At 43.5% G+C, this 24,798-nt stretch carries 21 protein-coding genes; all 21 read right to left on the reverse strand.

Features of this window, described 5'->3' with window-relative positions:
* Positions 1-2 precede the first annotated feature (2 nt).
* Positions 3-320 (reverse strand): YlxQ family RNA-binding protein, encoded by a 318-nt coding sequence (locus B0H99_RS01680; RefSeq protein WP_106531882.1) that lies wholly within the window; start codon positions 318-320, stop codon positions 3-5.
* The gene (rnpM, locus tag B0H99_RS01685; protein WP_106531883.1) at positions 320-598 is read right to left on the reverse strand and encodes an RNase P modulator RnpM; all 279 of its coding nucleotides are present in this window, start codon (positions 596-598) and stop codon (positions 320-322) included. The genes B0H99_RS01680 and rnpM overlap by 1 nt, the downstream gene beginning before the upstream one ends.
* 20 nt (positions 599-618) lie before the next feature.
* Positions 619-1,746: a transcription termination factor NusA gene (gene nusA / locus B0H99_RS01690; protein ID WP_106531884.1), complete on the reverse strand. Its 1,128-nt coding sequence runs from the start codon at positions 1,744-1,746 to the stop codon at positions 619-621.
* Positions 1,747-1,753: 7 nt separating this feature from the next.
* Entirely contained in the window at positions 1,754-2,254 is a 501-nt protein-coding gene (gene rimP / locus B0H99_RS01695; protein WP_106531885.1) for a ribosome maturation factor RimP, read from the reverse strand.
* 254 nt (positions 2,255-2,508) lie between these two features.
* On the reverse strand, positions 2,509-6,816 hold the full coding sequence (locus tag B0H99_RS01700; protein ID WP_106531886.1) for a PolC-type DNA polymerase III: 4,308 nt from the start codon (positions 6,814-6,816) through the stop codon (positions 2,509-2,511).
* Between the two features lie 397 nt (positions 6,817-7,213).
* A complete protein-coding gene (locus B0H99_RS01705; RefSeq protein ID WP_106531887.1) occupies positions 7,214-8,917 on the reverse strand; it encodes a proline--tRNA ligase in 1,704 nt (567 codons plus the stop codon).
* Between the two features lie 298 nt (positions 8,918-9,215).
* Positions 9,216-10,475 (reverse strand): RIP metalloprotease RseP, encoded by a 1,260-nt coding sequence (gene rseP, locus B0H99_RS01710; protein ID WP_106531888.1) that lies wholly within the window; start codon positions 10,473-10,475, stop codon positions 9,216-9,218.
* A gap of 43 nt (positions 10,476-10,518) precedes the next feature.
* The gene (dxr, locus tag B0H99_RS01715; protein ID WP_106531889.1) at positions 10,519-11,664 is read right to left on the reverse strand and encodes a 1-deoxy-D-xylulose-5-phosphate reductoisomerase; all 1,146 of its coding nucleotides are present in this window, start codon (positions 11,662-11,664) and stop codon (positions 10,519-10,521) included.
* 16 nt (positions 11,665-11,680) lie between these two features.
* Positions 11,681-12,472, reverse strand: a complete 792-nt coding sequence (locus B0H99_RS01720; protein WP_106531890.1) for a phosphatidate cytidylyltransferase — start codon at positions 12,470-12,472, stop codon at positions 11,681-11,683.
* Positions 12,469-13,260 (reverse strand): undecaprenyl pyrophosphate synthase, encoded by a 792-nt coding sequence (locus B0H99_RS01725; protein WP_106531891.1) that lies wholly within the window; start codon positions 13,258-13,260, stop codon positions 12,469-12,471. The genes B0H99_RS01720 and B0H99_RS01725 overlap by 4 nt, the downstream gene beginning before the upstream one ends.
* A gap of 151 nt (positions 13,261-13,411) precedes the next feature.
* Positions 13,412-13,969 (reverse strand): ribosome recycling factor, encoded by a 558-nt coding sequence (frr, locus tag B0H99_RS01730; RefSeq protein ID WP_106531892.1) that lies wholly within the window; start codon positions 13,967-13,969, stop codon positions 13,412-13,414.
* On the reverse strand, positions 13,969-14,694 hold the full coding sequence (gene pyrH, locus B0H99_RS01735) for a UMP kinase (protein ID WP_106531893.1): 726 nt from the start codon (positions 14,692-14,694) through the stop codon (positions 13,969-13,971). The genes frr and pyrH overlap by 1 nt, the downstream gene beginning before the upstream one ends.
* A gap of 76 nt (positions 14,695-14,770) precedes the next feature.
* A complete protein-coding gene (tsf, locus tag B0H99_RS01740) occupies positions 14,771-15,658 on the reverse strand; it encodes a translation elongation factor Ts (protein WP_106531894.1) in 888 nt (295 codons plus the stop codon).
* Between the two features lie 87 nt (positions 15,659-15,745).
* On the reverse strand, positions 15,746-16,462 hold the full coding sequence (gene rpsB, locus B0H99_RS01745) for a 30S ribosomal protein S2 (protein ID WP_106531895.1): 717 nt from the start codon (positions 16,460-16,462) through the stop codon (positions 15,746-15,748).
* Between the two features lie 353 nt (positions 16,463-16,815).
* On the reverse strand, positions 16,816-17,595 hold the full coding sequence (gene codY / locus B0H99_RS01750) for a GTP-sensing pleiotropic transcriptional regulator CodY (RefSeq protein WP_106531896.1): 780 nt from the start codon (positions 17,593-17,595) through the stop codon (positions 16,816-16,818).
* Positions 17,596-17,680: 85 nt separating this feature from the next.
* On the reverse strand, positions 17,681-19,081 hold the full coding sequence (hslU, locus tag B0H99_RS01755; protein ID WP_106531897.1) for an ATP-dependent protease ATPase subunit HslU: 1,401 nt from the start codon (positions 19,079-19,081) through the stop codon (positions 17,681-17,683).
* Positions 19,078-19,626, reverse strand: a complete 549-nt coding sequence (gene hslV / locus B0H99_RS01760; RefSeq protein WP_106531898.1) for an ATP-dependent protease subunit HslV — start codon at positions 19,624-19,626, stop codon at positions 19,078-19,080. The genes hslU and hslV overlap by 4 nt, the downstream gene beginning before the upstream one ends.
* A gap of 15 nt (positions 19,627-19,641) precedes the next feature.
* Positions 19,642-20,535 carry a tyrosine recombinase XerC gene (xerC, locus tag B0H99_RS01765; RefSeq protein WP_106532018.1) on the reverse strand — a complete coding sequence of 298 codons (894 nt, stop codon included), beginning with the start codon at positions 20,533-20,535 and terminating at the stop codon, positions 19,642-19,644.
* A gap of 216 nt (positions 20,536-20,751) precedes the next feature.
* Positions 20,752-21,009, reverse strand: coding sequence for a hypothetical protein (locus B0H99_RS01770; protein ID WP_106531899.1), 258 nt, complete (start codon positions 21,007-21,009; stop codon positions 20,752-20,754).
* Positions 21,010-21,376: 367 nt separating this feature from the next.
* Positions 21,377-22,687 (reverse strand): FADH(2)-oxidizing methylenetetrahydrofolate--tRNA-(uracil(54)-C(5))-methyltransferase TrmFO, encoded by a 1,311-nt coding sequence (trmFO, locus tag B0H99_RS01775; RefSeq protein WP_106531900.1) that lies wholly within the window; start codon positions 22,685-22,687, stop codon positions 21,377-21,379.
* Positions 22,688-22,706: 19 nt separating this feature from the next.
* Entirely contained in the window at positions 22,707-24,776 is a 2,070-nt protein-coding gene (gene topA, locus B0H99_RS01780) for a type I DNA topoisomerase (RefSeq protein WP_106531901.1), read from the reverse strand.
* Positions 24,777-24,798 lie beyond the last annotated feature (22 nt).

The raw sequence follows: 24,798 nt of genomic DNA on the forward strand, positions 1-24,798 counted from the left end.
GCTCACCCCCGGTTATTTTCGTCGAATAAGCTAGTTAGTTTTTTAGCAAATCCTGCATCCATTATTGCAATTACTACTCGTTCATCTTTGCCGATTGCCTGCCCAAGTTCAAATCTTGTGCCGAAAACATGGACGTCGACATTATATGTGTTGCATTTATCATGCAATTTTTTGTTCGTATTAGCCGAAGCATCTTCAGCTAATATAACCATCTTCGCTTTGCCTTTGCGCACTTCGTTCACTACCAGTTCTTCCCCGGTAATAGTCATTCGTGCACGAGTAGCCAAACCTAAAAATTGAAGAATTTTTTGTTTGTTCATTATTTCAGCTGCTCTCTGAGAACGACGCGAATCAATTCTTCATATATTTCTTCTGGAATTTTAACTTCCAGCTGATTTTCGAGCACTTTCTTTTTACGTGCAACCGCGATTGCTTCTTCCGTTTTAGAGACATATGCTCCGCGGCCTGATTTCTTTCCGGTCAAGTCGACAGATACTTCGCCTTCTTTTGAACGGACTACACGGATCATTTCTTTTTTAGGATGCATCTCGCCTGTCGCTACACACTTCCGAAGCGGAATTTTCTTTTGCAGAGCCAACGGACATCACCTTTTCTCTGTTATTCTTTTTCGTCGTAAAAATCGAAATCGTCCAGTTCTTCACCAGATTCCACCAACTCGATGTTGGCATCAGGATTCGGATAAATACCCATTTCCCGAGCATCAGTTTCACTCTTAATATCGATTTTCCAGCCAGTCAACTTTGCAGCAAGACGTGCATTTTGCCCACGTTTACCGATTGCAAGCGATAATTGGTAATCCGGCACAACGACTGTTGTCGATTTTTCTTCTTCGTTTACTTGAACGTCCAATACTTTGGATGGGCTAAGGGCGTTAGCGACAAATACTACCGGCTCTTCAGACCATTCAACAATATCAATCTTTTCGCCGTTAAGTTCATTAACGATCGTTTGGACACGGGCACCTTTCGCACCTACACATGAACCTACTGGATCAATATCTTCGCGGTGAGCAACAACCGAAATTTTAGAACGGTCGCCAGCTTCGCGCGCAATCGATTTGATTTCAACAATTCCATCATAAATTTCAGGAACTTCTGTTTCAAAAAGGCGGCGCAATAAGCCCGGATGGGTCCGTGATACGAATACTTGTGGTCCGCGAGTTGTCCGTTCCACTTTTGTGATATACACTTTGATCCGGTCATGCGGTTGGTAGGATTCGTTCGGCATTTGCTCGGTTTGCGGAAGAACCGCTTCCACTTTGCCAAGGCCGACATATAAATTCCGCGCATCCATACGCTCCACGATGCCATTGACAATGTCATCAGCACGATCGACAAACTCTTCGAAAATCAAACCGCGCTCCGCTTCTCTTACGCGTTGCGTAACAACTTGCTTGGCAGTTTGTGCAGCGATCCGCCCAAAATTGCGAGGCGTTACTTCTTCTTCTACAACATCACCGATTTCGTAAGCTGGGTTGATCACTTGTGCATCTTCCAAAGAAATCTGCAGGCGGTCATCTTCTACTTCTTCTACTACGTCTTTACGAGAATACACAAGCATTGTGCCTGTATCCAAATTCAAGTCGACACGCACATTTTGCGCTTGATTGAAATTGCGCTTGTAAGCAGTAACCAACGCCGCTTCAATCGCTTCAATTAACACGTCGCGTGAAATTCCTTTTTGTTTCTCCAATGCATCTAAAGCATCTAATAGCTCACTGCTCATCAGTTATTCACTCCCAAGTTCTCAAATCAGGTTTTGCAGAAAAATCAATGGCAAGCCGGATGACTGCAATTTTCTGTCTTTCAACCACGATTGTTTTTCTTCTAGTTTTGATTTTGATTTCTATTTCAACTTCTTCGTCATTATAAGAAATCAAGTAGCCTTCAAATTCCTTTAAATTCTCAATCGGTTCGTAAGTCTTGATGTAAATGAAGCGGCCAATAGCCTTAGCAAAATCTTTTTCTTTCTTCAGCGGCCGTTCTGCACCAGGTGAAGAAACTTCTAAAAAGTAATTTTGCTCAATCGGATCTTGTTTATCCAATACCTCACTCAACTTTTCACTTACCAAAGCACACTGATCTATATCGATTGGCGCTTCTGGATTGTCTACGTATACACGCAAGAACCAATTGCGTCCTTCTTTCAAAAACTCTACATCGACCAGTTCTAAATTTAGTTCGTCGATAATCGGCTGAGCGATTTGCTCGACTGTTTCTGTAATTTTGCTCATACATGCCTCCTGCCAATTTTATCCCGCTTTAACGGTTAGTAACTTTCCCACCTTCAGAAGTGGAAGAACAACTGACCATAAAAGCCCGATTGGTTCAACTGCCACTCAGTGGGTAATGAGAAAAACTCCCACTATGTGGAGTTTCACTTTATGCCATAACAACAGAAAAGAGCGGGAAATCCCACTCTTCTGCGACAGAGCTATCAATAAATGTTACTACTATAATACCATACTGCCCATCACTTTGCAAATGACTAGAACAGCGACAACTGGTTCGCATCTGGCATACCCTCTAGGCAACCATGATCATCCATATATTCGATGATCGTTTTTGAAACACGGCCGCGTTGCTGCAGATCTTCTTTCGATAAAAACGTGCCTTGTTCACGCGCAGCTACAATTGACTTGGCCGCGTTTGTTCCGAGGCCAGGAATAGCATTGAACGGCGGAATCAATGTTTTGCCTTCAATAATAAATTGATCGGCCGACGATTTGTATAAATCAACTTTTTGGAAAGTATAGCCGCGTTCCACCATTTCAAGCGCAAGTTCCATGACCGTCATTAAGTTCTTCTCTTTTGTTGAAGCTTCAAGCCCTTTGGCGTTTATTTCATCCACTTTAGCCTTGATGGATTGCGAACCCTTCGCCATCGCATTGACGTCAAAGTCTTCTGCGCGAACGGTAAAGTATGCGGCATAATAAAGAATAGGGAAATGCACTTTAAAGTAAGCGATGCGCACCGCCATCAGAACATATGCAGCGGCATGGGCTTTCGGGAACATGTACTTGATCTTTTTACATGATTCAATGTACCAATTCGGTACACCTTCTTTTTTCATCGCTTCTTCCATTTCCGGCGAAAGCCCTTTACCTTTACGCACCGATTCCATAATTTTAAATGCCAGAGAAGATTCCAAACCCTGATAAATTAAATAAACCATTATGTCATCTCGGCAGCCGATTACGTCTGACAGCTGGCATGTGCCATTCTGGATCAATTCCTGCGCATTGCTCAGCCATACGTCCGTTCCGTGGGACAATCCTGAGATTTGGACAAGCTCCGAAAATGTAGTCGGTTTTGTTTCTTCAAGCATTTGGCGCACAAAACGCGTGCCGAATTCCGGAATGCCAAGCGTACCGGTTTTACAGCCAATTTGTTTTTCGGTAACGCCAAGAGATTCGGTGCCGGAGAATATTTTCATAACCTCCGGGTCATCCGTTGGAATTGTTTTGGGATCGATGCCTGATAAATCCTGCAGCATCCGGATCACCGTCGGATCATCGTGCCCGAGAATATCAAGTTTCAACAAATTGTCGTGGATGGAATGGAAATCAAAGTGCGTCGTCTTCCATTCCGAGTCCTGCGCATCCGCCGGAAACTGAATTGGCGAAAAATCATAGATGTCCATATAGTCCGGAACAACGATAATACCGCCCGGGTGCTGACCAGTGCTTCGCTTAACGCCTGAACAGCCTTGGACCAACCGGTCAACTTCCGCTCCGCGGATCGTCAAGTTATGGTCGGTCGCATAGCCGCGAACATAGCCGTATGCGGTTTTCTCCGCTACTGTTCCGATTGTCCCTGCACGGAAAACGTTGTCTTCGCCAAATAGTTCTTTCGTGTAGTTATGGGCATGTGCCTGGTATTCACCACTAAAGTTCAAGTCAATATCCGGAACTTTGTCCCCTTTGAACCCTAGGAACGTTTCAAAGGGAATGTCTTGCCCTTCTTTTGTATATGGAATACCGCAATCGGGACAATCTTTATCTTTTAAGTCAAATCCAGAGCCGACCGATCCGTCATCGAAAAACTCCGACTTCTTGCATTGAGGGCAAATATAGTGCGGTGGCAATGGATTTACTTCTGTAATTTCGGTCAACGTTGCAACAAGCGACGAGCCGACCGATCCTCGTGAACCGACCAAGTAGCCATCGTCCAATGACTTCTTAACAAGTTTGTGCGAGATCAAGTAAATTACCGCAAACCCGTGGCCAATGATCGACTTGAGCTCTTTTTCTATGCGCGCTTCGACAATTTCCGGAAGCGGCGAGCCGTAAATTTTATGGGCCATCTGGTAACTCAGTTCGCGAACTTCTTCATCAGCGCCTTCAATTTTCGGTGTATACAAATCATCTTTGATCGGCTTGACCGTTTCAATCATGTCCGCAATTTTATTTGAATTCTCCACTACGATTTCATGTGCGGTTTCTTCGCCTAAAAAGTCGAATGCTTCGAGCATTTCATTGGTCGTTCTAAAATGCACTTTCGGCAATTTATGGCGATTCAGAGGATTCGCCCCTCCTTGAGATCCTATTAGGACTTGGCGGTAAATGGCATCATTCTCATCCAAGTAATGGACATTGCCAGTTGCGACAAGCGGTTTATCCAATTTGCGGCTCACTTTTACTAATTTGCGGATGACGTCTTCCAGATTCCACTCATCACGAATCAATTCACGTTCAATCAGATGCGAGTATACTTCTTTAGGATGAACTTCCAAGTAATCGTAAAATTGAGCGGTCTGTTCGACTTCTTCCATCGACTTTTGCATTACCGCTTCAAAAACTTCCCCTTTGTCACAGCCGGAACCGACAAGCAGGCCTTTCCGGTGCCGCTGCAAGAGCGAGCGCGGAATGCGGGGCACTCGGTAGAAATAATCTATATGTGAGGCGGATACAAGCTTGAATAGGTTTTTCAAGCCTTCCTCATTTTGCGCCAGCAATGTACAGTGCGTCGGTCGTGCACGCTTGTAAGAGTCGCCGCCTCCCACATGGTCATTGATCTGGTCGTGGTATACGATTCCTTTCTGATGCGCTTCTTTCAATAGATGCGTCAGCAAATAAGAAGTCGCTTCCGTATCGTAAATGGCCCGGTGATGCTGGGTAAGTTCAATGCCGAATTTTTTTGCCAAGGTATTCAACCGGTGGTTTTTCAATTCGGGGTGAAGCATACGCGCAAGTTCAAGCGTATCGATGGTTGCATGTTTTTTGTCGATTCCCAACTTCTTGTAAGCAACATACAAGAACCCCATATCAAAAGAAGCATTATGTGCGACCATAATGTGGTCGCCTGCCCATTCGTGATATTTCCTGATTACTTCTTCCACTTCCGGAGCATTTTTCACCATATCATCCGTTATCCCGGTAAGGTCAATTGTTGTGGCAGACAATGGATGATGCGGGTTGGCAAAACTTTCGAATTTATCAATAATGTTGCCGCCTTTGATTTTTACTGCGGCAAGTTCAATAATCGTATCGTAAACGGCAGATAATCCCGTCGTTTCCAAGTCAAAAACAACAAACGTCTCTTCTTCGAGCAAAGCATGGCGTTCTTCATAAGCAATCGGCACACCGTCGTCCACCAAGTTTGCTTCCAAACCAAAAATTGCTTTGATGCCATGTTTTTTACTGGCTGAATAGGCGTCCGGGAATGACTGCACGCCTGCATGATCCGTTATCGCAATGGCGGGATGCCCCCATTTCGCTGCTTGGGCAACGAGCGATTCTACCGATGATACAGCGTCCATTGCGCTCATTGGCGTATGCAAATGCAACTCCACCCGTTTTTCTTCTGCGGTATCTTTTCGGAGTTCCGGTTTGATTTCGGCCATGTCTTGCGCCATCATAACCAAATCCCGGACAAAAGTATCCATTTGAATCGAGCCACGCGCTTTTAGCCACATGCCTTTTTTAACATTGGCCATAAGCTCCGCATCCTCTTTGTCACGCGAGAACATTTTCACAAGGATCGAATCGGTATAATCGGTCATTTTTACGGTCAACAGGGAACGGCCGCTTCGCAGTTCTCTTACATCTACATCAAACACATATCCTTCAATCGTTACGCGGCGCTCTTCGTCCACAATCGACTGAATCTCGAATATTTGTTCATCCGGCTTGATGGCAATCCCCATCTGAAATGGTCCAACGGGTGCTCCGTTTTCCTTGCGGTCAGTTTCTCTCTTTTTCATATCCGCTAATGCTTTTTTCGCCATTTCCTCTTCTTGCAGGCGACGTTCTTCCATAAACGCGGTGTGTGCTTCTTCTTGGCTTTCTGCAGAAAGCTGGAAGTCGATCGCTAGTGGCGGAAAACCAAATTGTTGATAGGCACTTGCTAATTTTTCGCTGTATTTCGCCTTAAGGGCCATCATTTCATGTTCGTGGCCGCACTTCAACAGCAATTTACTGCCGCTCCAATTGGGCGCCTGCGTAAGCAGACGTTCGCGCAATGGCGGTGCCATATCGGAAAATTCATTAACTGCATGTTTCCAATAATCTTGAATCAGCTGGCTATCCATTTTAGCGTCTTCACAATTAATAACTAATTGGATGGAAGCTATAGGTGAAAAAGTGGCATGCAGCCGCTCTTTAAGCAAAAGATATAGTTTCAGCGGAAGAACATCGTTTAATTTGACGATGAATCGCCATGTCCGCTCTTTTTTATGGACAGTCATCCGTGTCAGTTCAGCTTCTTCAAAAAAGGGCATATGTACATCGTCCGTTAATTCGAGATGCTGAAGAAGGAGTTTGAATCGCATCTTAGAATCTTGCTGGTTGGTCATAACTATCCCCTTCGTAACAATATTTAATATAAAGATAAGTTCATAAGTCGAACTGATTATTATTAGTCAAGTTCCGCTCTCGGCATTCCGCAAAACAATTTTGTCTGCCGATTCTGTTTTGCGGAACAGCTATAAAGAAACGAACTCTTTTATTTGCCTTCTTTCTCATACAGATAATTCTTAAGTTGTTTTTAAGAAGCATGCAGCATGCAGCAAACCCTCTTTTGTAGCCGAGGGTTCCGTATGTGTAAGTCATCTTCATAAAAAACGAGCGAGCAGAAGAGTCTGGCGAAAACGATTTATACACCAGTCAATCAGCCGATTTATTTTATATGGGCAAAGAAAAAGAAAGGAAAGCACATGAGTACTTTCCTTTCTATCATACCAGATTTACCGGTTATTTTTTAAAGAATTGCTGCACTTGTTCAATCAATTCTTCCCGTTTCCACTCGAAAGTCTCGCCAGTCCGGCGATTTTTCACTTCTAAAATTCCTTCAGCCGCTTTTTTACCGACTGTAACTCGAAGCGGCAATCCGATCAAATCCGCATCAGCAAATTTCACGCCGGCGCGCTCTGTGCGGTCATCCAAAAGTACTTCATAGCGATTGGACTGAAGTTCTTTGTAAAGTTCTTGGCCAAGTTCACGCTGAGTTTCATCCTTCATGTTCACAGGAACAATGTGGACCTCATAAGGCGCGATCGCATCCGGCCATGTAAAACCGTTCTCATCCTGGAACTGTTCAGCAACTGCAGCCATAACACGGGAAACTCCGATGCCGTAGCAGCCCATGATATAAGGCATTGCTCTTCCTTGGTCATTCAAGAAAGTCGCTTTCATATCTTCGCTGTATCTTGTTCCTAGTTTAAAGATATGTCCCACTTCGATTCCTTTAGCAAATTGGATTGTCCCCTCGCCGTCAGGAGAAGGGTCTCCTTCTTGTACAAAACGAAGGTCTGCGTAAGCTTCTACCGAGAAATCTTGATCCGGTGTTACGTTAATCCAATGGAATCCTTCTTCATTCGCGCCTGTTACACCATTTGCAATAGACTTGATCGCATGGTCAGCAAAAACACGGATCGAAGACGGCACGTTTACCGGCCCGATTGAACCGATATCACAAGCAAGCAGTTCTTTAACTTCTTCTGGAGTAGCAAGCTCAACCACTTTAGCTCCTGTTGCATGCTTGACTTTAACCTCGTTGATATCATGATCGCCGCGAGATAGGACGAGCACTAATTCTTCGTCCGCTTTGAAAACAAGAGTCTTGATGCACTGGTCAGCAGTTGTCCTCAAGAACTCAGCAACTTGAGAAATGGTTTTTTGGTCAGGCGTTTCGATTTTTTCCAGTGTTTTCGGTGCTTCTGCAGGAACCGGATAATCTACATTGACCGCCGCCATCTCAATATTGGCAGCATATGAAGATGAGTCGGAATATGCAATAGTATCTTCCCCGATTTCCGACAATACCATGAATTCATGGTTGTCTTTGCCACCAATAGCGCCAGAATCTGCGATGACGGCACGGAAATTCAAGCCGAGCCGGGTAAAGATATTAGTATAAGCTTGCATCATGTCGTTATACGTTTCATCTAAACTTTCAGGAGTCGCGTGGAAAGAATAAGCATCTTTCATTAAGAACTCACGGCCGCGAAGCAATCCGAAACGCGGACGTTTTTCATCTCTGAATTTTGACTGGATCTGGAATAAATTAAGCGGCAGCTTTTTATAAGATTTGATTTCATCACGCAACAAACTTGTGATGACCTCTTCATGCGTAGCGCCTAGAGCAAATTCACGGCCATTTCGATCTTTTAAGCGCATTAATTCATCGCCGTACGAATACCACCGGCCTGTTTCTTGCCATAGTTCTGCTTGCTGCATAGCAGGAAGAAAAACTTCGACACTATTAACGGCTTCCATTTCTTCGCGAATAACATTTTCCACTTTTTGAAGGACGCGTTTTCCCAATGGCAAAAATGAATAAATGCCGCTCGTATTCTGGCGGATAAATCCTGCACGCAATAACAGCTGATGAGACTTAACTTCTGCATCGGCTGGCGTTTCTCTTAAAGTCGGGATAAAAGTAGCTGTTTGTTTCATTCCAAAATACACCTCAACTGATTATTTTTTTATTACAACATTTCGAAAAAGCTAGTTTATATAATATAAGAACTGCAAAGGCGCCATTTCCTCAGCCCACAACGCATGTCGCGGGCTGAAACAGGCGCCTTCGCTTTTATTTGTCCAAGCTCCGCCGGCTAGCCTTCGAGGTCGCTTCAATCTTGTGTCTGCATCGCTTCGCTATCTTTGACACATGAATAAGAGTTGTGGCTCATAGCCAAAGTACGCCCTGACAAGACATTGTTAGGGCTGGAACAGCCGACTTTGTTTTTCTTATTTAAAAGAAAAATCTTTGGATATCATTCCAGGTAACTACAATCATCAATAGCATAAGCAGCATAATCCCGACAAAATGGACCATTCCTTCTTTTTGGCGGTCTACCGGTTTCCCGCGAATAGCTTCAACGACAAAGAACATCAGCCGGCCGCCATCTAATGCCGGGAGCGGCAATAAATTCATGATTCCCAAGTTTATGCTGAGCATTCCCGCCCAGCTCATCAAAGTAAAGATGCCATATTTCGCGACTTCTTCCGTCGTTTTATAGATGCCTACAGGACCTGACAAAGCATCTATTGTAAACTGGCCTGTAACTAGCATGCCAAGTAAACGGAAAATCTCTTTGAACCAAAAAACAGTTTGTTCAGCCCCATATACAAAAGATCCTAAGAAGTCTTTTTCAAGAGGGCTTCTGTAAAGCACTCCGATGACTCCCACTTTTTCAGGAGATTCTTCTGAAACTTCAGGAGTTATGGTAAATTCAAGCGGTTCCCCTGCACGCTCTACTTCAAACGCCAAGGGATTATTGGCATTGACTTGAACGGTACTGACCAGTTCATCCCAAGAATTAATGGCTTTTCCATCAATTTCCTTGACCAAATCACCATTTTGCAAGCCGGCTTCAGAAGCCGGGCTGTCTTCGGTCACTTCTGTCACAACAGGTTCATTTGTTGGAATTCCTTGCATTAAGCCAAGAGCCGAAAAGATGAGGAATGCTAGAATGAAGTTGAACATTGGACCCGCCAAGATGGTCAGGAACCGGTGGCCGACACTTTTCGAACCAAATTGCCGGTCATGAGGAGCTAGAATGGTATTTTTTCCACTTTCTTCAATGACTGCATCACGCGCAACGTTGATTCGGACAAATTTTTCTTCTTCGTCGTATCCTTTAATGTAAAGGTCTTTCTCAAGATCCGCTTCTTCTACTTCCAAAAGCAAAATTTCCGGATACATTGTTTTTTGGTTCAAGATCACTTTTTCGGCTAGACCATCTTTATTAAGTAAAATACCCACGCGATGCCCTGGTTGAATCTGGATTGTATCCAAATCTTCACCCGCCATACGCACATAACCGCCGATCGGCAATAAGCGAAGTGTGTAAATAGTTTCACCTTTTGTAATGCCTAAAATTTTCGGGCCCATTCCGATCGCAAACTCACGGACGAGAATTCCCGCTCGTTTGGCAAAAATAAAGTGCCCCAATTCATGGAAAAATACTAAAGCACCGAAAATTATTATAAACGCTATAACTGTTTCCATTCGAACCCATCCTTATAAACCAGTTTTCGGTTTTAATCTTTAGCTATTTTATCATGTTTGCGACAGTTTTTCTTGTTTCGGAATCCACATGCAGGATCGTTTCCAAATCGGGCGTTGAAATTACCTCATGTTTATCCATCGCCCGCTCGATCAATTCTTCAATCTGCAGAAATTGGATTTCTTCACTTAAGAACATAGCAACTGCCTGTTCATTAGCTGCATTCAAAACCGTCGTCATCGTTCCGCCAGCTTTTCCGGCATCAAAAGCCAACTTCAAAGCACGAAAGCGTTCGTAGTCCATTTCTTGGAAATGCAACTTTCCGATTTCTGCTAAGTTCAAGCGTTTCGCTTCAGGACGCGGCAACCGTTCAGGATATGTAAGGGCATACTGGATCGGCACCCGCATATCCGGAGTCCCTAATTGTGCCATGACGCTCGTATCATGGAATTCCACCATTGAATGAATAATGCTTTCCCGGTGCATCAAAACATTGATGTCCTTGTAGTCAAAGTCAAACAGGATATGGGCTTCTATCACTTCTAAACCTTTATTGACCATCGTAGCAGAATCGATGGTAATTTTTGACCCCATTGACCAATTTGGATGGTTCAATGCGTCCTGCACCGTAACGTTTTGCAGTTCGGCACGTGTCCGATCGCGGAAACTTCCGCCGGAAGCAGTTAAAATAAGGCGGCTTGCTTGTTCTCTTTTTTCGCCATTTAACGACTGAAACAATGCGGAATGTTCACTATCCACTGGCAAGATCGTCGCACCGTGTCGCTTAGCGCTCTCCATAACAAGATGTCCTGCTGTAACCAATGTTTCTTTATTGGCGATGGCGATGATCCGGCCCTGCTTGATGGCTTCTAATGTCGGTTCGAGGCCAACACTGCCAATAACCGCATTGACCAAAATATCCGCTTCGTACGTTGCTGTTTCAATTAACCCTTGGCTTCCAAAAACAATAGAAACGGCTGGAAATTCAACTTTAAGCGCTTTGGCATCGTCTTCACTCTGAACACAGACAATTTCCGGCATAAATTCTTTTAGAAACTGTTTTGTGAGTTCCATATTTTTGCCGGCCGAAAAGCCGACTAAAGTAAACTCCTCTTTGTGCTCACGGATAATATCTGCTGTTTGTACTCCGATTGAACCGGTTGCACCAAGCAACACTATTTTTTTACTCATTTATTCGCTTCCTTTCTTAAATAAAATGCAAAAAGTGAAGAAGCGGCATGACAAACAAGATGCTGTCAAAACGATCCAAAATACCGCCATGCCCTGGCAGCAATTTGCCGGAATCTTTCACGTTAAAATGCCGTTTTAAAGCTGACTCCACCAAGTCGCCTAGCTGTCCAAAAACAGAGGCAATGATGGCAACAATAATGACAATTAGTATAGGCTTCTCAAGATCAATGAAAAAATCAAAGATCAGCGCAAATCCGATTGCCCATACAATGCCTCCGAAAAAGCCTTCTACTGTTTTGTTCGGTGATATTTCCGGCCATAGTTTCCGTTTCCCGAATTTGCGTCCAGTAAAGTATGCGCCAGAATCCGTCGCCCATACAATTAGAAAAGCAAAAATTAAAAAAGCAGCTTTTACTTCAACAGTCTCAATCAAGTAATAAAAACCGATGCCGACATAAAGGGAACTCATGATTGCAAACGCCGCATCATCAAACGTAAAGTTGTTTTTCACAATTACCGTATGTATTAAAAGCAGAATTACTGCTAGAAACGCAAATTCCACTTTTATATAACCTGTCCATTCGTATATCTGTTCAGCCCATTCATTAGGCAGCATGAAAGCATAAAGCGCGATCAGCGGGATTAATCCCGGAAGGCTCCAAATGCTGCGGCCTTTCATTTTTAATAGTTCCTGAAATCCTATAGTTGCAAGAACATACATCAGCAAGATGAACGGAATACCGCCGATAATGACAAATGGAATAAAAAGAGCTGCGGCAATGATTCCGGTTATGATTCGTTCTTTCAATTTGCGTCTTCTCCTTTCAACCCTCCATAGCGGCGATTGCGTTGTTTATAATTCTCAATCGCTTCCAGTAAGGAGCCTTCGTTGAAATCTGGCCATAGCGTATCTGTAAACCAGAATTCGGTATACGCCAATTGCCATAGCATGAAGTTGCTTAAACGGACTTCTCCGCTTGTACGAATCAGCAAATCCGGTTCAGGCAGCCCTTTCGTCATCAATCTTTCCGAAATATGGTCTTCGGTGATGCTTGCGACATCCAAGGTGCCAGCTGCCACTTGTGCAGCAATATCTTTTACAGCATCTACAATCTCAGATCGGCTGCCGTAATTCAAAGCAAAATTCAATACTAAGCCCGTATTGTTCTTAGTCGCTTCTTTTGCCTTCCTAATGGCTTCAAGCGTATGGGAAGGCAGATTATCATGATAGCCCATCATTTCAACACGGACGTTTTCCTCGATCAATTCCGGCAAAAAGGTCGATAAAAATTCTTCAGGCAAGCGCATCAAAAAATCCACTTCCATTTTTGGCCGCTTCCAGTTCTCAGTTGAGAAAGCATAAAGCGTTAAGACGCTAACCCCTAAGTCGCTTGCCAGCCTCGTTATTTTCCGGACGGTTTTCATTCCTTCGTGATGACCTGCAATTCTCGGGAGTGAGCGCTTTTTTGCCCACCTTCCATTGCCATCCATAATTATTGCGATATGGGCCGGTATTTCTTCGGTCGAGACAGAAAGCAAGGGCTGTCTATTTTCCGAAGAGGAATCCGCCATTCGTTTTATTAGTTTATTGAACATAATTAATCCTCCACCTATTACAAATCGGCATGTCTACTGCTTATCATAACAAAAAAAATGGCATTGTGCGCTTTCTTTAACGATACTCATTTTTTTTGGCATGAAAAAGCGTCCTGTTTTACAGGACGCTTTACACTCTTTGAAGTTCGATTTATACTTCCATAATTTCTTTTTCTTTTGCTTTAGCAAGATCGTCGATTTTAGCAATATTGGAATCCGTCAGTTTTTGGACTTCATCGGAATAGCTGTGAAGGTCATCAACCGTAATCTCGCTTTTCTTTTCAAGCTTTTTAAATTCGTCATTGGCATCACGGCGAATGTTGCGGATTCCCACTTTCGCTTCTTCCGCTTCTTTTTTCACTTGCTTGACCAAATCTTTACGGCGTTCTTCCGTCAAAGCTGGAACCGCTAGGCGGATTACTGAACCGTCGTTAGATGGACTTAATCCCAAGTCAGACTTTAAGATCGCTTTTTCGATATCTCCAAGCACTGATTTATCGTACGGCTGAATCATGATCAATCGAGCTTCAGGAATGGAAATACCTGCTACTTGGTTGACCGGAGTTGGTGCTCCGTAATAATCGATTGACAACTTGTCTAAAATTGCCGGTGTTGCACGCCCAGCACGAATTGAAGATAGTTCGCGTGAAAAAGCTTGAATGGCATTCGTCATTTTTTGTTGCGTTTCACTCATCACAGATTTCGGCATTATATCGTTCTCCTCACTACAGTCCCGATTTTTTCACCAAGGACAGCACGTTTTATGTTTCCATTTTCCATAATTGAGAATACTACGAGTGGAATGTCGTTGTCCATACATAATGTAGAAGCAGTCGAATCCATTACTTGAAGCCCTTGTTGAATCACATCAAAATAAGAAAGCTCTTCGTATTTGACTGCAGTCGAATCCGTCTTCGGATCCGCCGAATAAACACCATCCACATTGTTCTTCGCCATCAAAATGACGTCTGCTTCAATTTCCGCTGCCCGAAGTGCAGCTGTCGTATCTGTTGAAAAATACGGATTGCCTGTTCCTGCTGCAAAAATGACAACGCGTTTTTTCTCCAAATGGCGAATCGCTCTTCTCCGAATATACGGTTCAGCAACTTGGCGCATTTCAATAGAAGAAAGTACACGGCTTTCAACACCTTGCTTCTCCAATGAATCTTGCAGTGCAAGCGAGTTCATGACGGTTGCCAGCATTCCCATGTAATCAGCAGTAGCACGGTCCATACCCATCTCCGAACCGATTTTGCCTCTCCAAATATTTCCGCCACCTACAACTACAGCTACTTCAACGCCGAGTTCGACAACTTCTTTTACTTGGCTTGCTACTGATTTAATGATTTCAGGGGATAAACCAAAACCTTTTTCTCCTGCCATCGCTTCTCCGCTTAGTTTTAATACAATGCGTTTATATTGTTGAACACTCATCGGTCTCCTCCGTTACACTTTTATTGAAAAATAGGGAACACCTTTCAGTGTTCCCTAGGCAAATCATATTAAACTATTAGTTGCCTTTGTTAACTTGGCTCATTACTTCATCAGCAAAGTTATCAACGCGTTTTTCGATTCCTTCGCCAACTTCATAACGAGTGAAACCTTTTACAGTTCCACCAGTTGATGCTGCAAAGTCACGAACTTTTTGGTCTGAATTTTTAACGAAAGATTGATCCAATAAGCAAACGTCTTCGAAGAATTTGCCAAGGCGGCCTTCAACCATTTTCGCTACGATGTTTTCTGGTTTGCCTTCGTTCAAAGCTTGCTCAGTCAACACTTTGCGCTCGCGGTCTACTTCTTCAGCAGATACTTCGTCGCGTGATACGTATTTAGGGTTTAAAGCAGCAACGTGCATAGCGATGTCACGTGCAGCATCTGAATCTGCAGAGTTTTCAAGTTCAACAAGAACTGCGATTCTGCCGCCCATGTGCAGGTAAGGACCAAAAGCGTCGTTATCTGATTTTGTACGGATTTCAAAACGGCGTAAAGTGATTTTTTCGCCGATTTTAGCGATTGCGTTTGAGATATGGTCTGCAACAGTTAAACCGTTGGACATTGTTGAAGCAGTCGCTTCTTCAACTGAAGCCGGTTTTACCGAAAGCAAGTGCTCTCCAAGTTCTTTAACAAGAGTTTGGAAACCTTCGTTTTTCGCAACAAAGTCCGTTTCAGCGTTTACTTCATAAATAACAGCCTCATTGCCTTGAACTAGTATTGCAGTAGTTCCGTCCGCTGCAATGCGGTCTGCTTTTTTAGAAGCGCTTGAAAGGCCTTTTTCACGCAAGAAGTCCATTGCCGCTTCGATATCGCCATTAGTTTCCACTAACGCTTTTTTGCAATCCATCATACCTGCGCCAGTTTTTTCACGCAATTCTTTTACCATTTGAGCTGTAACTGCCATGATTAAATTCCTCCTTAAGATATCTATAAGTTCTCAAAAAAAGGTGATAAGTGGGGTTGGCCGCTTATCACCTGTAATGCTTGTGAATTACTCAGCAGCTTCAGCTGGAGTTTCTTCGTCTTCTTCCGGTTTTGACTCAAGCAAAGCATCAGCCATTTTACCAGTCAATAATTTAACCGCGCGGATAGCGTCATCGTTTGCAGGGATTACATAATCGATTTCATCCGGATCGCAGTTTGTATCAACGATACCTACGATAGGAATGTTCAATTTCAAAGCTTCCGCTACTGCAATGCGTTCTTTGCGTGGGTCAACTACGAACATAACGTCCGGAAGTGAACTCATGTCACGGATACCGCCAAGGAATTTAACAAGGCGTTCGTGTTCTTTTCTTAATTGAACAACTTCTTTCTTCGGAAGAACTTCAAAAGTTCCATCTTCTTCCATGCGCTCGATTTGTTTCAAACGGCTAACACGTTTTTGGATTGTACCGAAGTTAGTAAGAGTTCCACCCAACCAACGTTGGTTGATGTAGTAGTTGCCAGAGCGTTCTGCTTCTTCTTTGATCGCATCTTGGGCTTGTTTTTTTGTTCCTACGAACAAAACTTTACCGCCTTCTTCGCCCACTTGTTTCATGAAGTTATAAGCTTCCTCAAGTTTACGGACTGTTTTTTGAAGGTCGATGATGTAGATACCGTTACGCTCAACGAAAATGTATTTTTTCATTTTCGGGTTCCAACGGCGAGTCTGGTGACCAAAGTGTACACCAGCTTCAAGCAATTGTTTCATTGAAATTACTGACATGTGTGTTTCCTCCTGATAGGTTATTTTTCCCTCCGCATTCTTCTTCTCTGAACCGTGACTCTTTTAAAGCACCTACGAATCAAATCGAAATGCGTGTGTATTTAACACCATTTGAAATTATAGCACGGTCCATACCCATACCGCAACCTGTTTCTCTTATTTACGGCCATCTTTATTGCGTAACCATCAACTCTCCACCATAAAGCTGCTTGGCATTGAATGGAATGGCGGATATTCAATCAATAGCCATGCTTCTTGACAGCACCCACTCGCAGCGAAACGCACAGGCAGTCGGTTCTTTTTATAAATCAAAAAAGATGCCGGAAAAAATCCGGCACCTTTTGATCGTTTGATTAGTTCATTTTCAATTGTTCTAGTTCAGCTAGGAATTTTGTGTTCAATACTTTGATGTATGTTCCTTTCATTCCTAAAGAACGTGATTCGATAACGCCAGCACTTTCAAGTTTGCGAAGTGCATTGACGATTACTGAACGAGTGATGCCGACGCGGTCTGCAATTTTTGAAGCGACAAGCAAGCCTTCGTTGCCATCCAATTCTTCAAAAATATGTTCAATCGCTTCAAGTTCACTGTAAGAAAGTGAAGAAATCGCCATTTGAACTACAGCTTTGCTGCGTGCTTCCTCTTCAATGCGATCGCCTTTTTCACGCAAGATTTCCATGCCGACAACTGTTGCGCCGTATTCGCCCAAAATTAAATCGTCGTCTTGGAATTCTTCGTTGACGCGGCCAAGAAGAAGTGTGCCTAGACGCTCTCCTCCACCAATGATCGGAACGATCGTTGTCAAGCCATTCTTGAACAGTTCACGTTCTTCCACAGGGAAAATTGTGTGCTCACTGTTTACATCTAAATTCGCAGAAGTTTCAGTGATCGTTGAAAGGCTTTGCGTATACTCCAAAGGAAATTGGCGTTCTTCCAACATCCCTTTCATGCGATCGTTTTCGATCTGCTGGTTAATTGCAAAACCAAGCAATTTTCCTTTGCGGCTTACGACGAAAGCGTTGCATTCGATTACTTCGCTTAAAGTTTCAGCCATATCTTTAAAGTTAACCGGCTTGCCCGCCGCTGCTTGTAGCATAGAGTTGATGCGTCTTGTTTTTTCCAATAAATTCATTCTAATGAACCTCCTACATAATTACACCGTGTTTATTCAATATTCTAAAGGTTTTTAATCTTTAATGATACTATTCTGACTCGAATTACAAAATAAAGTGTGACAAATCTTTGTTTTTTGCCACATTTTCAAGCTTTTCGTTCACATATTGAGGCGTTATATCAATCTGTGTTGGTGAAATCTCCGAGGCCTCGAAAGACAAATCTTCTAGCAACCGCTCCAATATGGTATGAAGCCGGCGAGCGCCGATATTGTCTGTGTCTTGGTTTACTTCATAAGCAATCTCAGCCAGTCTAGTTATTGCGGCATCAGTAAAGTTTACCATAACTCCTTCTGTTTCGAGAAGTGCTTTATACTGATTAATCAAAGAATGTTTCGGTTCTGTCAAAATTTTCACGAAATCACCGACTTCAAGTTTCTGCAATTCCACACGAATTGGGAACCGGCCTTGCAATTCTGGAATCAAATCAGACGGTTTCGACATATGAAAAGCCCCTGCCGCCACAAACAACATATAATCTGTTTTTACAGCACCGTATTTAGTTCCCACAGTCGAACCTTCGACAATCGGCAAAATATCCCGTTGAACACCTTCTCTTGAAACATCCGCTGACGAGGAATTGTTCTTGCTTGCAATCTTGTCCATTTCGTCGATAAAAATGATGCCTTGCTGTTCAGAACGCTGGATTGCTTCTGCAGCCACTTCTTCGTCATCGACCAGTTTTGCCGCTTCCTCAGCCGTCAAAATCCGGCGGGCTTCTTTCACTTGAAGGCGCCGCTTTTTCTTTTTCTTCGGCATTAGCGAAGATAATGCGTCTTGCATATTGGCACCCATTTGTTCCATTCCCGAACCTTGCAGCGCATCAAACATGGACGGCATGTTCTCTTGCACCTCTACAGTTACCCATTCGTCTTCTAGTTTGCCCGCCTTCAAATCCGCCGCAATTTCCCGGCGTTTCACCCGCACTTCCACTTCTGCAGTTGCATCATTATCTTCTTCCTGTTCCAACTTTTGCCCAAAAAGCATCTCCAATGGATTTTGATTGGTTTGCTTTTTTCTTAAAGAAGGTGCAAGAAGTTTAACAATCCGTTCATTTGCGGCAGCTTCTGCCTGCGCCTTTACCGCTTCGAATCTTTCTTCCTTAACGATCCTAACCGCCGCTTCTACTAAATCACGAACCATCGATTCTACATCGCGGCCCACATAGCCAACTTCCGTAAACTTGGTTGCTTCTACTTTGATAAAAGGAGCTCCTGTCAAACGGGCAATCCGCCGGGCAATTTCGGTTTTCCCGACGCCCGTTGGACCAATCATCAAAATATTTTTCGGAATAACTTCGTCGCGAAGTTCTTCTTCAAGACGGCTTCTCCGGTAGCGATTTCGCAAAGCGATCGCTATGGAACGTTTCGCATCTTTTTGACCGACAATATAACGGTCCAAGTGATCTGTTATTTGTCTAGGAGTTAAATCTGTCTGTGTTTTCATTTTGGCAACTCCTCCAAAATTATTTGATGATTGGTATAAACACAAATGTCAGCAGCTGTTTCAAGCGCTGATTTCGCGATTTGCGCTGCTGTCATGTTATCGCCGGCGAATTTTTTTAATGCGCGCCCAGCCGCCAATGCATAATTGCCGCCAGAACCGATCGCCAAGATCCCATCATCGGGTTCGATCACTTCTCCTGTACCTGAAACAAGCAGCAACTCTTCTTTGTTCATGACGATCAGCATGGCTTCTAGTTGCCGAAGCATTTTGTCTCCGCGCCACTGTTTTGCCAATTCCACCGCCGCACGCTGAAGATTCCCGTTGTATTCAGTCAGTTTGCCTTCAAACATTTCAAACAGAGTAAAGGCATCTGCGACAGAACCCGCAAATCCGGTTAATACTTGCCCATTGTACAATTTACGGACTTTTCTAGCTGTATGCTTCATGACGACAGCGTTGCCGAACGTTACTTGCCCGTCTCCCGCCATGGCGCATTCACCATTGTGTCGAACAGCAAATATAGTAGTTGCATGAAATTCGTGCATCGTGAAATCCCCTTTCTAAGCCCTTGGATGTGAATTCAAATAGGTTTTTCTTAAGTGTTCTTTTGTCACATGGGTATATACCTGCGTCGAGCTTAAGTGCGAATGCCCCAACAATTCTTGGACAGTGCGCATGTCCGCTCCATTATTTAACAAATGTGTGGCAAACGTATGCCGGATCATATGTGGGTAGATAACAGAATTGACCGAAGCTTTTTTCATGCATTCGTTCAAAATATGCCGGATGCCTCTGTCGGTAAGTGCTTCGCCCCGATTATTGACGAACAAGCTTTCATGATCCTGTTTTTTCATAAACTTAGGACGAGCTTCTTCAATATAATGTTCCAAAGCTTCATGGGCAAACTGTCCGTATGGTATGTAGCGTTCCTTCCTGCCTTTTCCCATCACCTTGACAATCTGCATGCGGCGATCCAAATCCTGCATCCGGATATTAACGCATTCGCTTACCCGCATGCCGGTAGCATAAAGCAATTCCAGTAAAGCCATATTCCGGATAGAAAGTTTGTCTTCTCCTTGTACCGATTTAAAAAGCACATCTAATTCTTCTTCATAAAAAAACTGCGGAAGCCGTTCTTCTTTTTTGGGGTGGTAAAGTGAACGGAATGCCGCTTCGCTTAAACCGAATTCACGGCTGCCATACCGGAAGAAAGAGCGGATCGCGGATATTTTTCTCGATATTGTTGTTCTGGACAATTTTGCTTCATATAATTTCGTCACATAATTCCTGGCATGAAGGTATTCGACTTCCCTTAAACTTTGAATGCCTTCTTCATTTAAAAAAAGAAAAAAACCCGCCAAATCTTGTTCATAGTGGTGGACCGTGTGTTCGGAATAATTTTTTTCAAGTTGAATATACGTCATAAAAGATCGAAGCATGTCTTCTTTCTCCATAACATGGCCACCTTTCCACATATCCAAAAGCCTCTAAATTATAACAATATTCAGTGCTATTTTCATAGCATTTTACATTGAGACAAATACTGGTCTAAAGCCTTTTTTAATCTTCTTCAATTATATACTGTTTCACACCATTACAAACTTCCGCAAGCGATCCGTGGGCAGCACTTGCAAAAATCAGAATAAAGATACTTTCACAAATGCATCCGTTCAGTCGGCCAGAGCATTCGAATAACGTCTGTCTAATTCTGCCTGTATCTGAACAAGCATTGAGTTGCTTAGCTTACCTGCTTTACCTTTATATAAATCATACAGCCCTTCGAATGGAACGGTTTTAAAATACGCCGCAAAAAAGTCATCAGTCAAATTGTATTCTGCGATGCTTACTCCTGTAATGTTTGCGATGTTTGTCAGCATATTAGTATCTTCCATTGTAAGACCGTCCCTTTTCTCTAGTGTAAACTTCATTGTAATAACTCCTTTTTGCTTCTTGGGTGTATAGGCATGACATATTTTTAATATTTAACAATTCCTACAAATAGTAATAATGCCACATATCTTAGATTTGTACCATATAAATATATTCGATCTGTTGAATTTATCTCTTTTTTAAAAAATAATTATTCCCTACATCCATCGGCATAGGTGAAAAAGTCTTGGTTGAAACTTTCTCTTGTCTAAACTAACCCAATAGTTTCAACACGATGTGAACAAGAAAAACCCACAATAGAAATTAATCCATTGTGGGTTTCTTAATTCTGCAGGCAGTCCCAAATAAACTTTCGAAACCTTTTTGAATCCCTAAATTCAAAAAACATTTAGAGACGTTTATCAATTAAACAGTCACTGTATTCATGTAATTTTGAATTGCAGATAATGCACGTTCAGCATGGCGCTCTGCGCGCTCTTGCTTAGATTTGATGCGTTCTCCCAAATCCGGGAACAGACCGAAGTTAACATTCATCGGCTGGAAGTTCTTGCTGTCCGCTTCGGTGATATAGCGGGCCATGCTTCCAAGCGCAGTTTCCGCCGGCAAAATAACCTGGTCTTCGCCAAGCGCCAATTTCGCAGCGTTGATGCCAGCTAGGAGGCCGCTTCCTGCAGATTCCACGTAGCCTTCAACACCTGTCATTTGGCCAGCAAAGAATATATTTGAGTTTGCTTTCAATTGGTATGTCGGCTTTAATACACGCGGTGAATTGATAAATGTGTTGCGGTGCATTACGCCATAACGGACGATTTCCACATTTTCTAGGCCTGGAATCAATTTCAGCACTTCTTTTTGAGGTCCCCACTTTAGATGCGTTTGGAAACCGACAATATTGTAAAGCGTTCCTGCCGCATCATCTTGGCGAAGTTGAACAACAGCGTATGGCCGTTTGCCCGTTTTCGGATCTTCCAAACCGACTGGTTTCATCGGACCAAAAGTTAACGTCTTTTCGCCTCTTGCCGCCATCACTTCAACCGGCATACAGCCTTCAAAGTAAATTTCTTTTTCAAACTCTTTTAACGGCACTACTTCCGCTTCGACTAGCGCTGTATGGAACCTTTTGAATTCTTCTTCCGTCATCGGGCAGTTCAAGTAAGCTGCTTCGCCTTTGTCATAACGGGATTTTAAATAAACCTTGTCCATATCGATGCTGTCTTTTTCCACAATCGGCGCAGCCGCATCGTAGAAGTATAGGTATTCTTCGCCGGTCAGCTCACGAACTTTTTCTGCAAGGGCCGGTGAAGTCAACGGACCAGTGGCAATGATCGTAATGCCTTCCGGTATTTCCGTCACTTCTTCGTTGATCACTTCCACAAGGGGATGGTTGCGTACTTTATCGGTCACAGCTTGTGCAAATTCGTGACGGTCTACCGCCAAAGCGCCGCCCGCTGGTACAGAAGCTTTATCAGCCGCTTCAATAATAACAGAATCCAGCTGGCGCATTTCTTCCTTGATAACGCCAACAGCGTTTGTCAGCGAATTTGCGCGAAGCGAATTGCTGCAAACCAATTCCGCAAACTTGTCAGTATGATGCGCCGGTGTTTGTTTGACCGGGCGCATCTCATAAAGGCGGACCTTTACGCCGCGTTTGGCGATTTGCCATGCTGCTTCACTTCCAGCAAGACCTGCCCCAATTACATTTACAATTTTCTCCATCTTTTAACACCTCTATAAATTATTGAACTTCTTCTTCGTAATCGCAACTTACGCAATTGATTTGAACGCCTTTTTTGACTTTCTTTTCAACCAACAATTGGCTGCATTTCGGACATGGCCGTTCGATCGGTTTGTCCCACGAGACAAAATCGCATTCCGGATAGCGTTCGCATCCGTAAAAGAGGCGCTTCTTCTTGCTTTTCCGTTCGACGATCTCGCCTTCTTTACATGTCGGGCAAGTAACACCGATATGCTTGACGATTGCCTTTGTGTTTCGGCATTCCGGAAAATTACTGCAAGCCATGAATTTCCCGTAACGCCCTAATTTAAAGACCATCGGAGATTCGCAAATTTCGCAATCTTCTCCTGCAGGCTCATCTTTGATTTGCACTTTCTCCATTTCACTTTCGGCTACTTCAAGGGACTTTTCGAATTCCTGGAAAAACGCATCAATTATGGCTCTCCAATCGATTTCGCCTTCCTCGATGCTGTCAAGATCATGTTCCATTTTCGCCGTGAACTCAATATTCAAGATATCCGGGAAAAATTCAGAAACAAGTTGATGGACGATTTCCCCGAGTTCAGTCGGCATAAAGCGTTTGGCATCAAGAGTGACGTATCCACGCTTTTGGATAGTATCAAGAGTTGGCGCGTATGTTGAAGGGCGGCCTATGCCCAGTTCTTCCAATGTCCGGACAAGCCGTGCTTCCGTAAAGCGCGGAGGCGGCTGGGTAAAATGCTGTTTCGGTACTATATCCACAGCTTTAACCTTATCACCTTCATTCATCTCAGGCAAAATATTTTCTTTTTCATCCGTTTGGTCATCAGTACCTTCAACATAAAGCTTCATGAAACCTGGAAACTTCACTTGAGAACCGTTTGCCCGGAAAACCGCTTCACCGCTTTGCAATTCAGCCATTACCGTATCCATTACTGCTGGAGCCATCTGGCTTGCGATAAATCGTTCCCATATCAATTTATACAACCGGTATAAATCGCGTGACAAAATTTCTTTCAAAGATTCAGGCGTGCGGTAGACACTTGTTGGGCGGACCGCTTCGTGAGCATCTTGTGATGAGGAAGATTGTTTACCGGCTGTCGCTTTAGTTGCATATGCTTCACCATACTGTCCCAATATAAATTCAAGGGCGTCTTTTTTGGCTGTATCCGAAATACGGGTGGAGTCAGTTCGCATGTACGTGATCAATCCTGTAATGCCTTCTTTTCCGACCGAGATTCCTTCGTATAGCTGCTGCGCTAGCATCATCGTCTTTTTAGCACGGAAATTTAGTTTACGGGCTGCTTCCTGTTGAAGGGATGAGGTTGTAAAAGAAGGGGAAGGATTTCTCTTTCTTTCTTTTTTCACCACGCGGTTTACCGTGAAGTCTTTGCCATTCATTGAAGCCATTACTGCTTTAACGTCTTCTTCGGTGTTCAGCTTTGTTTTTTCTTCGGTGCTGCCGTAAAACTGGGCTTCAAACTTTTTCTTCGTTTTTTCAAATAGCCCTGTAATAGACCAGTATTCCTCAGGCTCGAAACTTTTAATTTCATTTTCCCGATCGATAATCAAACGGAGCGCTACAGATTGAACACGGCCAGCAGACAAGCCTTTTTTAACTTTTTTCCATAACAGCGGGCTGATGCTGTAGCCCACTAGGCGGTCAAGTATCCTGCGTGCTTGTTGAGCATCAACAAGGTCCATATCAATTTGACGCGGATGTTTAAAAGATTCTTTTATCGCGTCTTTGGTAATTTCGTTGAAAACAACGCGGCAGTCTGAATCTTGGTCAATCCCAAGTGCCGTAGCTAAATGCCATGCAATCGCTTCCCCTTCTCTGTCAGGGTCAGCTGCGAGAAAAACTTTTTTTGCCTTTTTCGCTTCTTTTTTCAAATCTTGTAAAATAGGGCCTTTTCCTCTGATGGTTATATAACGAGGCTCATAATTGTTTTCAACATCTACTGCCATTTGGCTCCGTGGAAGATCACGGAGATGCCCGAGCGATGCACGAACTTTATATTTCTTCCCTAAATACCTTTCAATTGTTTTCGCCTTTGCCGGCGATTCAACAATCACTAAAAAATCCGACATGAATATTCCTCCTCATAGAGGT

The organism is Planomicrobium soli (genome assembly GCF_003014655.1).
Lineage (GTDB): Bacteria > Bacillota > Bacilli > Bacillales_A > Planococcaceae > Planococcus > Planococcus soli_B.

Coding starts and splice junctions, on each gene's coding strand:
- B0H99_RS01680 (WP_106531882.1), bottom strand. CDS start 320: ATGAACAAACAAAAAATTCTTCAATTTTTAGGTTTGGCTACTCGTGCA.
- nusA (WP_106531884.1), bottom strand. CDS start 1,746: ATGAGCAGTGAGCTATTAGATGCTTTAGATGCATTGGAGAAACAAAAA.
- rimP (WP_106531885.1), bottom strand. CDS start 2,254: ATGAGCAAAATTACAGAAACAGTCGAGCAAATCGCTCAGCCGATTATC.
- B0H99_RS01700 (WP_106531886.1), bottom strand. CDS start 6,816: ATGACCAACCAGCAAGATTCTAAGATGCGATTCAAACTCCTTCTTCAG.
- B0H99_RS01705 (WP_106531887.1), bottom strand. CDS start 8,917: ATGAAACAAACAGCTACTTTTATCCCGACTTTAAGAGAAACGCCAGCC.
- rseP (WP_106531888.1), bottom strand. CDS start 10,475: ATGGAAACAGTTATAGCGTTTATAATAATTTTCGGTGCTTTAGTATTT.
- dxr (WP_106531889.1), bottom strand. CDS start 11,664: ATGAGTAAAAAAATAGTGTTGCTTGGTGCAACCGGTTCAATCGGAGTA.
- B0H99_RS01725 (WP_106531891.1), bottom strand. CDS start 13,260: ATGTTCAATAAACTAATAAAACGAATGGCGGATTCCTCTTCGGAAAAT.
- frr (WP_106531892.1), bottom strand. CDS start 13,969: ATGCCGAAATCTGTGATGAGTGAAACGCAACAAAAAATGACGAATGCC.
- pyrH (WP_106531893.1), bottom strand. CDS start 14,694: ATGAGTGTTCAACAATATAAACGCATTGTATTAAAACTAAGCGGAGAA.
- tsf (WP_106531894.1), bottom strand. CDS start 15,658: ATGGCAGTTACAGCTCAAATGGTAAAAGAATTGCGTGAAAAAACTGGC.
- rpsB (WP_106531895.1), bottom strand. CDS start 16,462: ATGTCAGTAATTTCAATGAAACAATTGCTTGAAGCTGGTGTACACTTT.
- codY (WP_106531896.1), bottom strand. CDS start 17,595: ATGAATTTATTGGAAAAAACAAGACGCATCAACTCTATGCTACAAGCA.
- hslU (WP_106531897.1), bottom strand. CDS start 19,081: ATGAAAACACAGACAGATTTAACTCCTAGACAAATAACAGATCACTTG.
- hslV (WP_106531898.1), bottom strand. CDS start 19,626: ATGCACGAATTTCATGCAACTACTATATTTGCTGTTCGACACAATGGT.
- xerC (WP_106532018.1), bottom strand. CDS start 20,535: ATGGAGAAAGAAGACATGCTTCGATCTTTTATGACGTATATTCAACTT.
- B0H99_RS01770 (WP_106531899.1), bottom strand. CDS start 21,009: ATGAAGTTTACACTAGAGAAAAGGGACGGTCTTACAATGGAAGATACT.
- trmFO (WP_106531900.1), bottom strand. CDS start 22,687: ATGGAGAAAATTGTAAATGTAATTGGGGCAGGTCTTGCTGGAAGTGAA.
- topA (WP_106531901.1), bottom strand. CDS start 24,776: ATGTCGGATTTTTTAGTGATTGTTGAATCGCCGGCAAAGGCGAAAACA.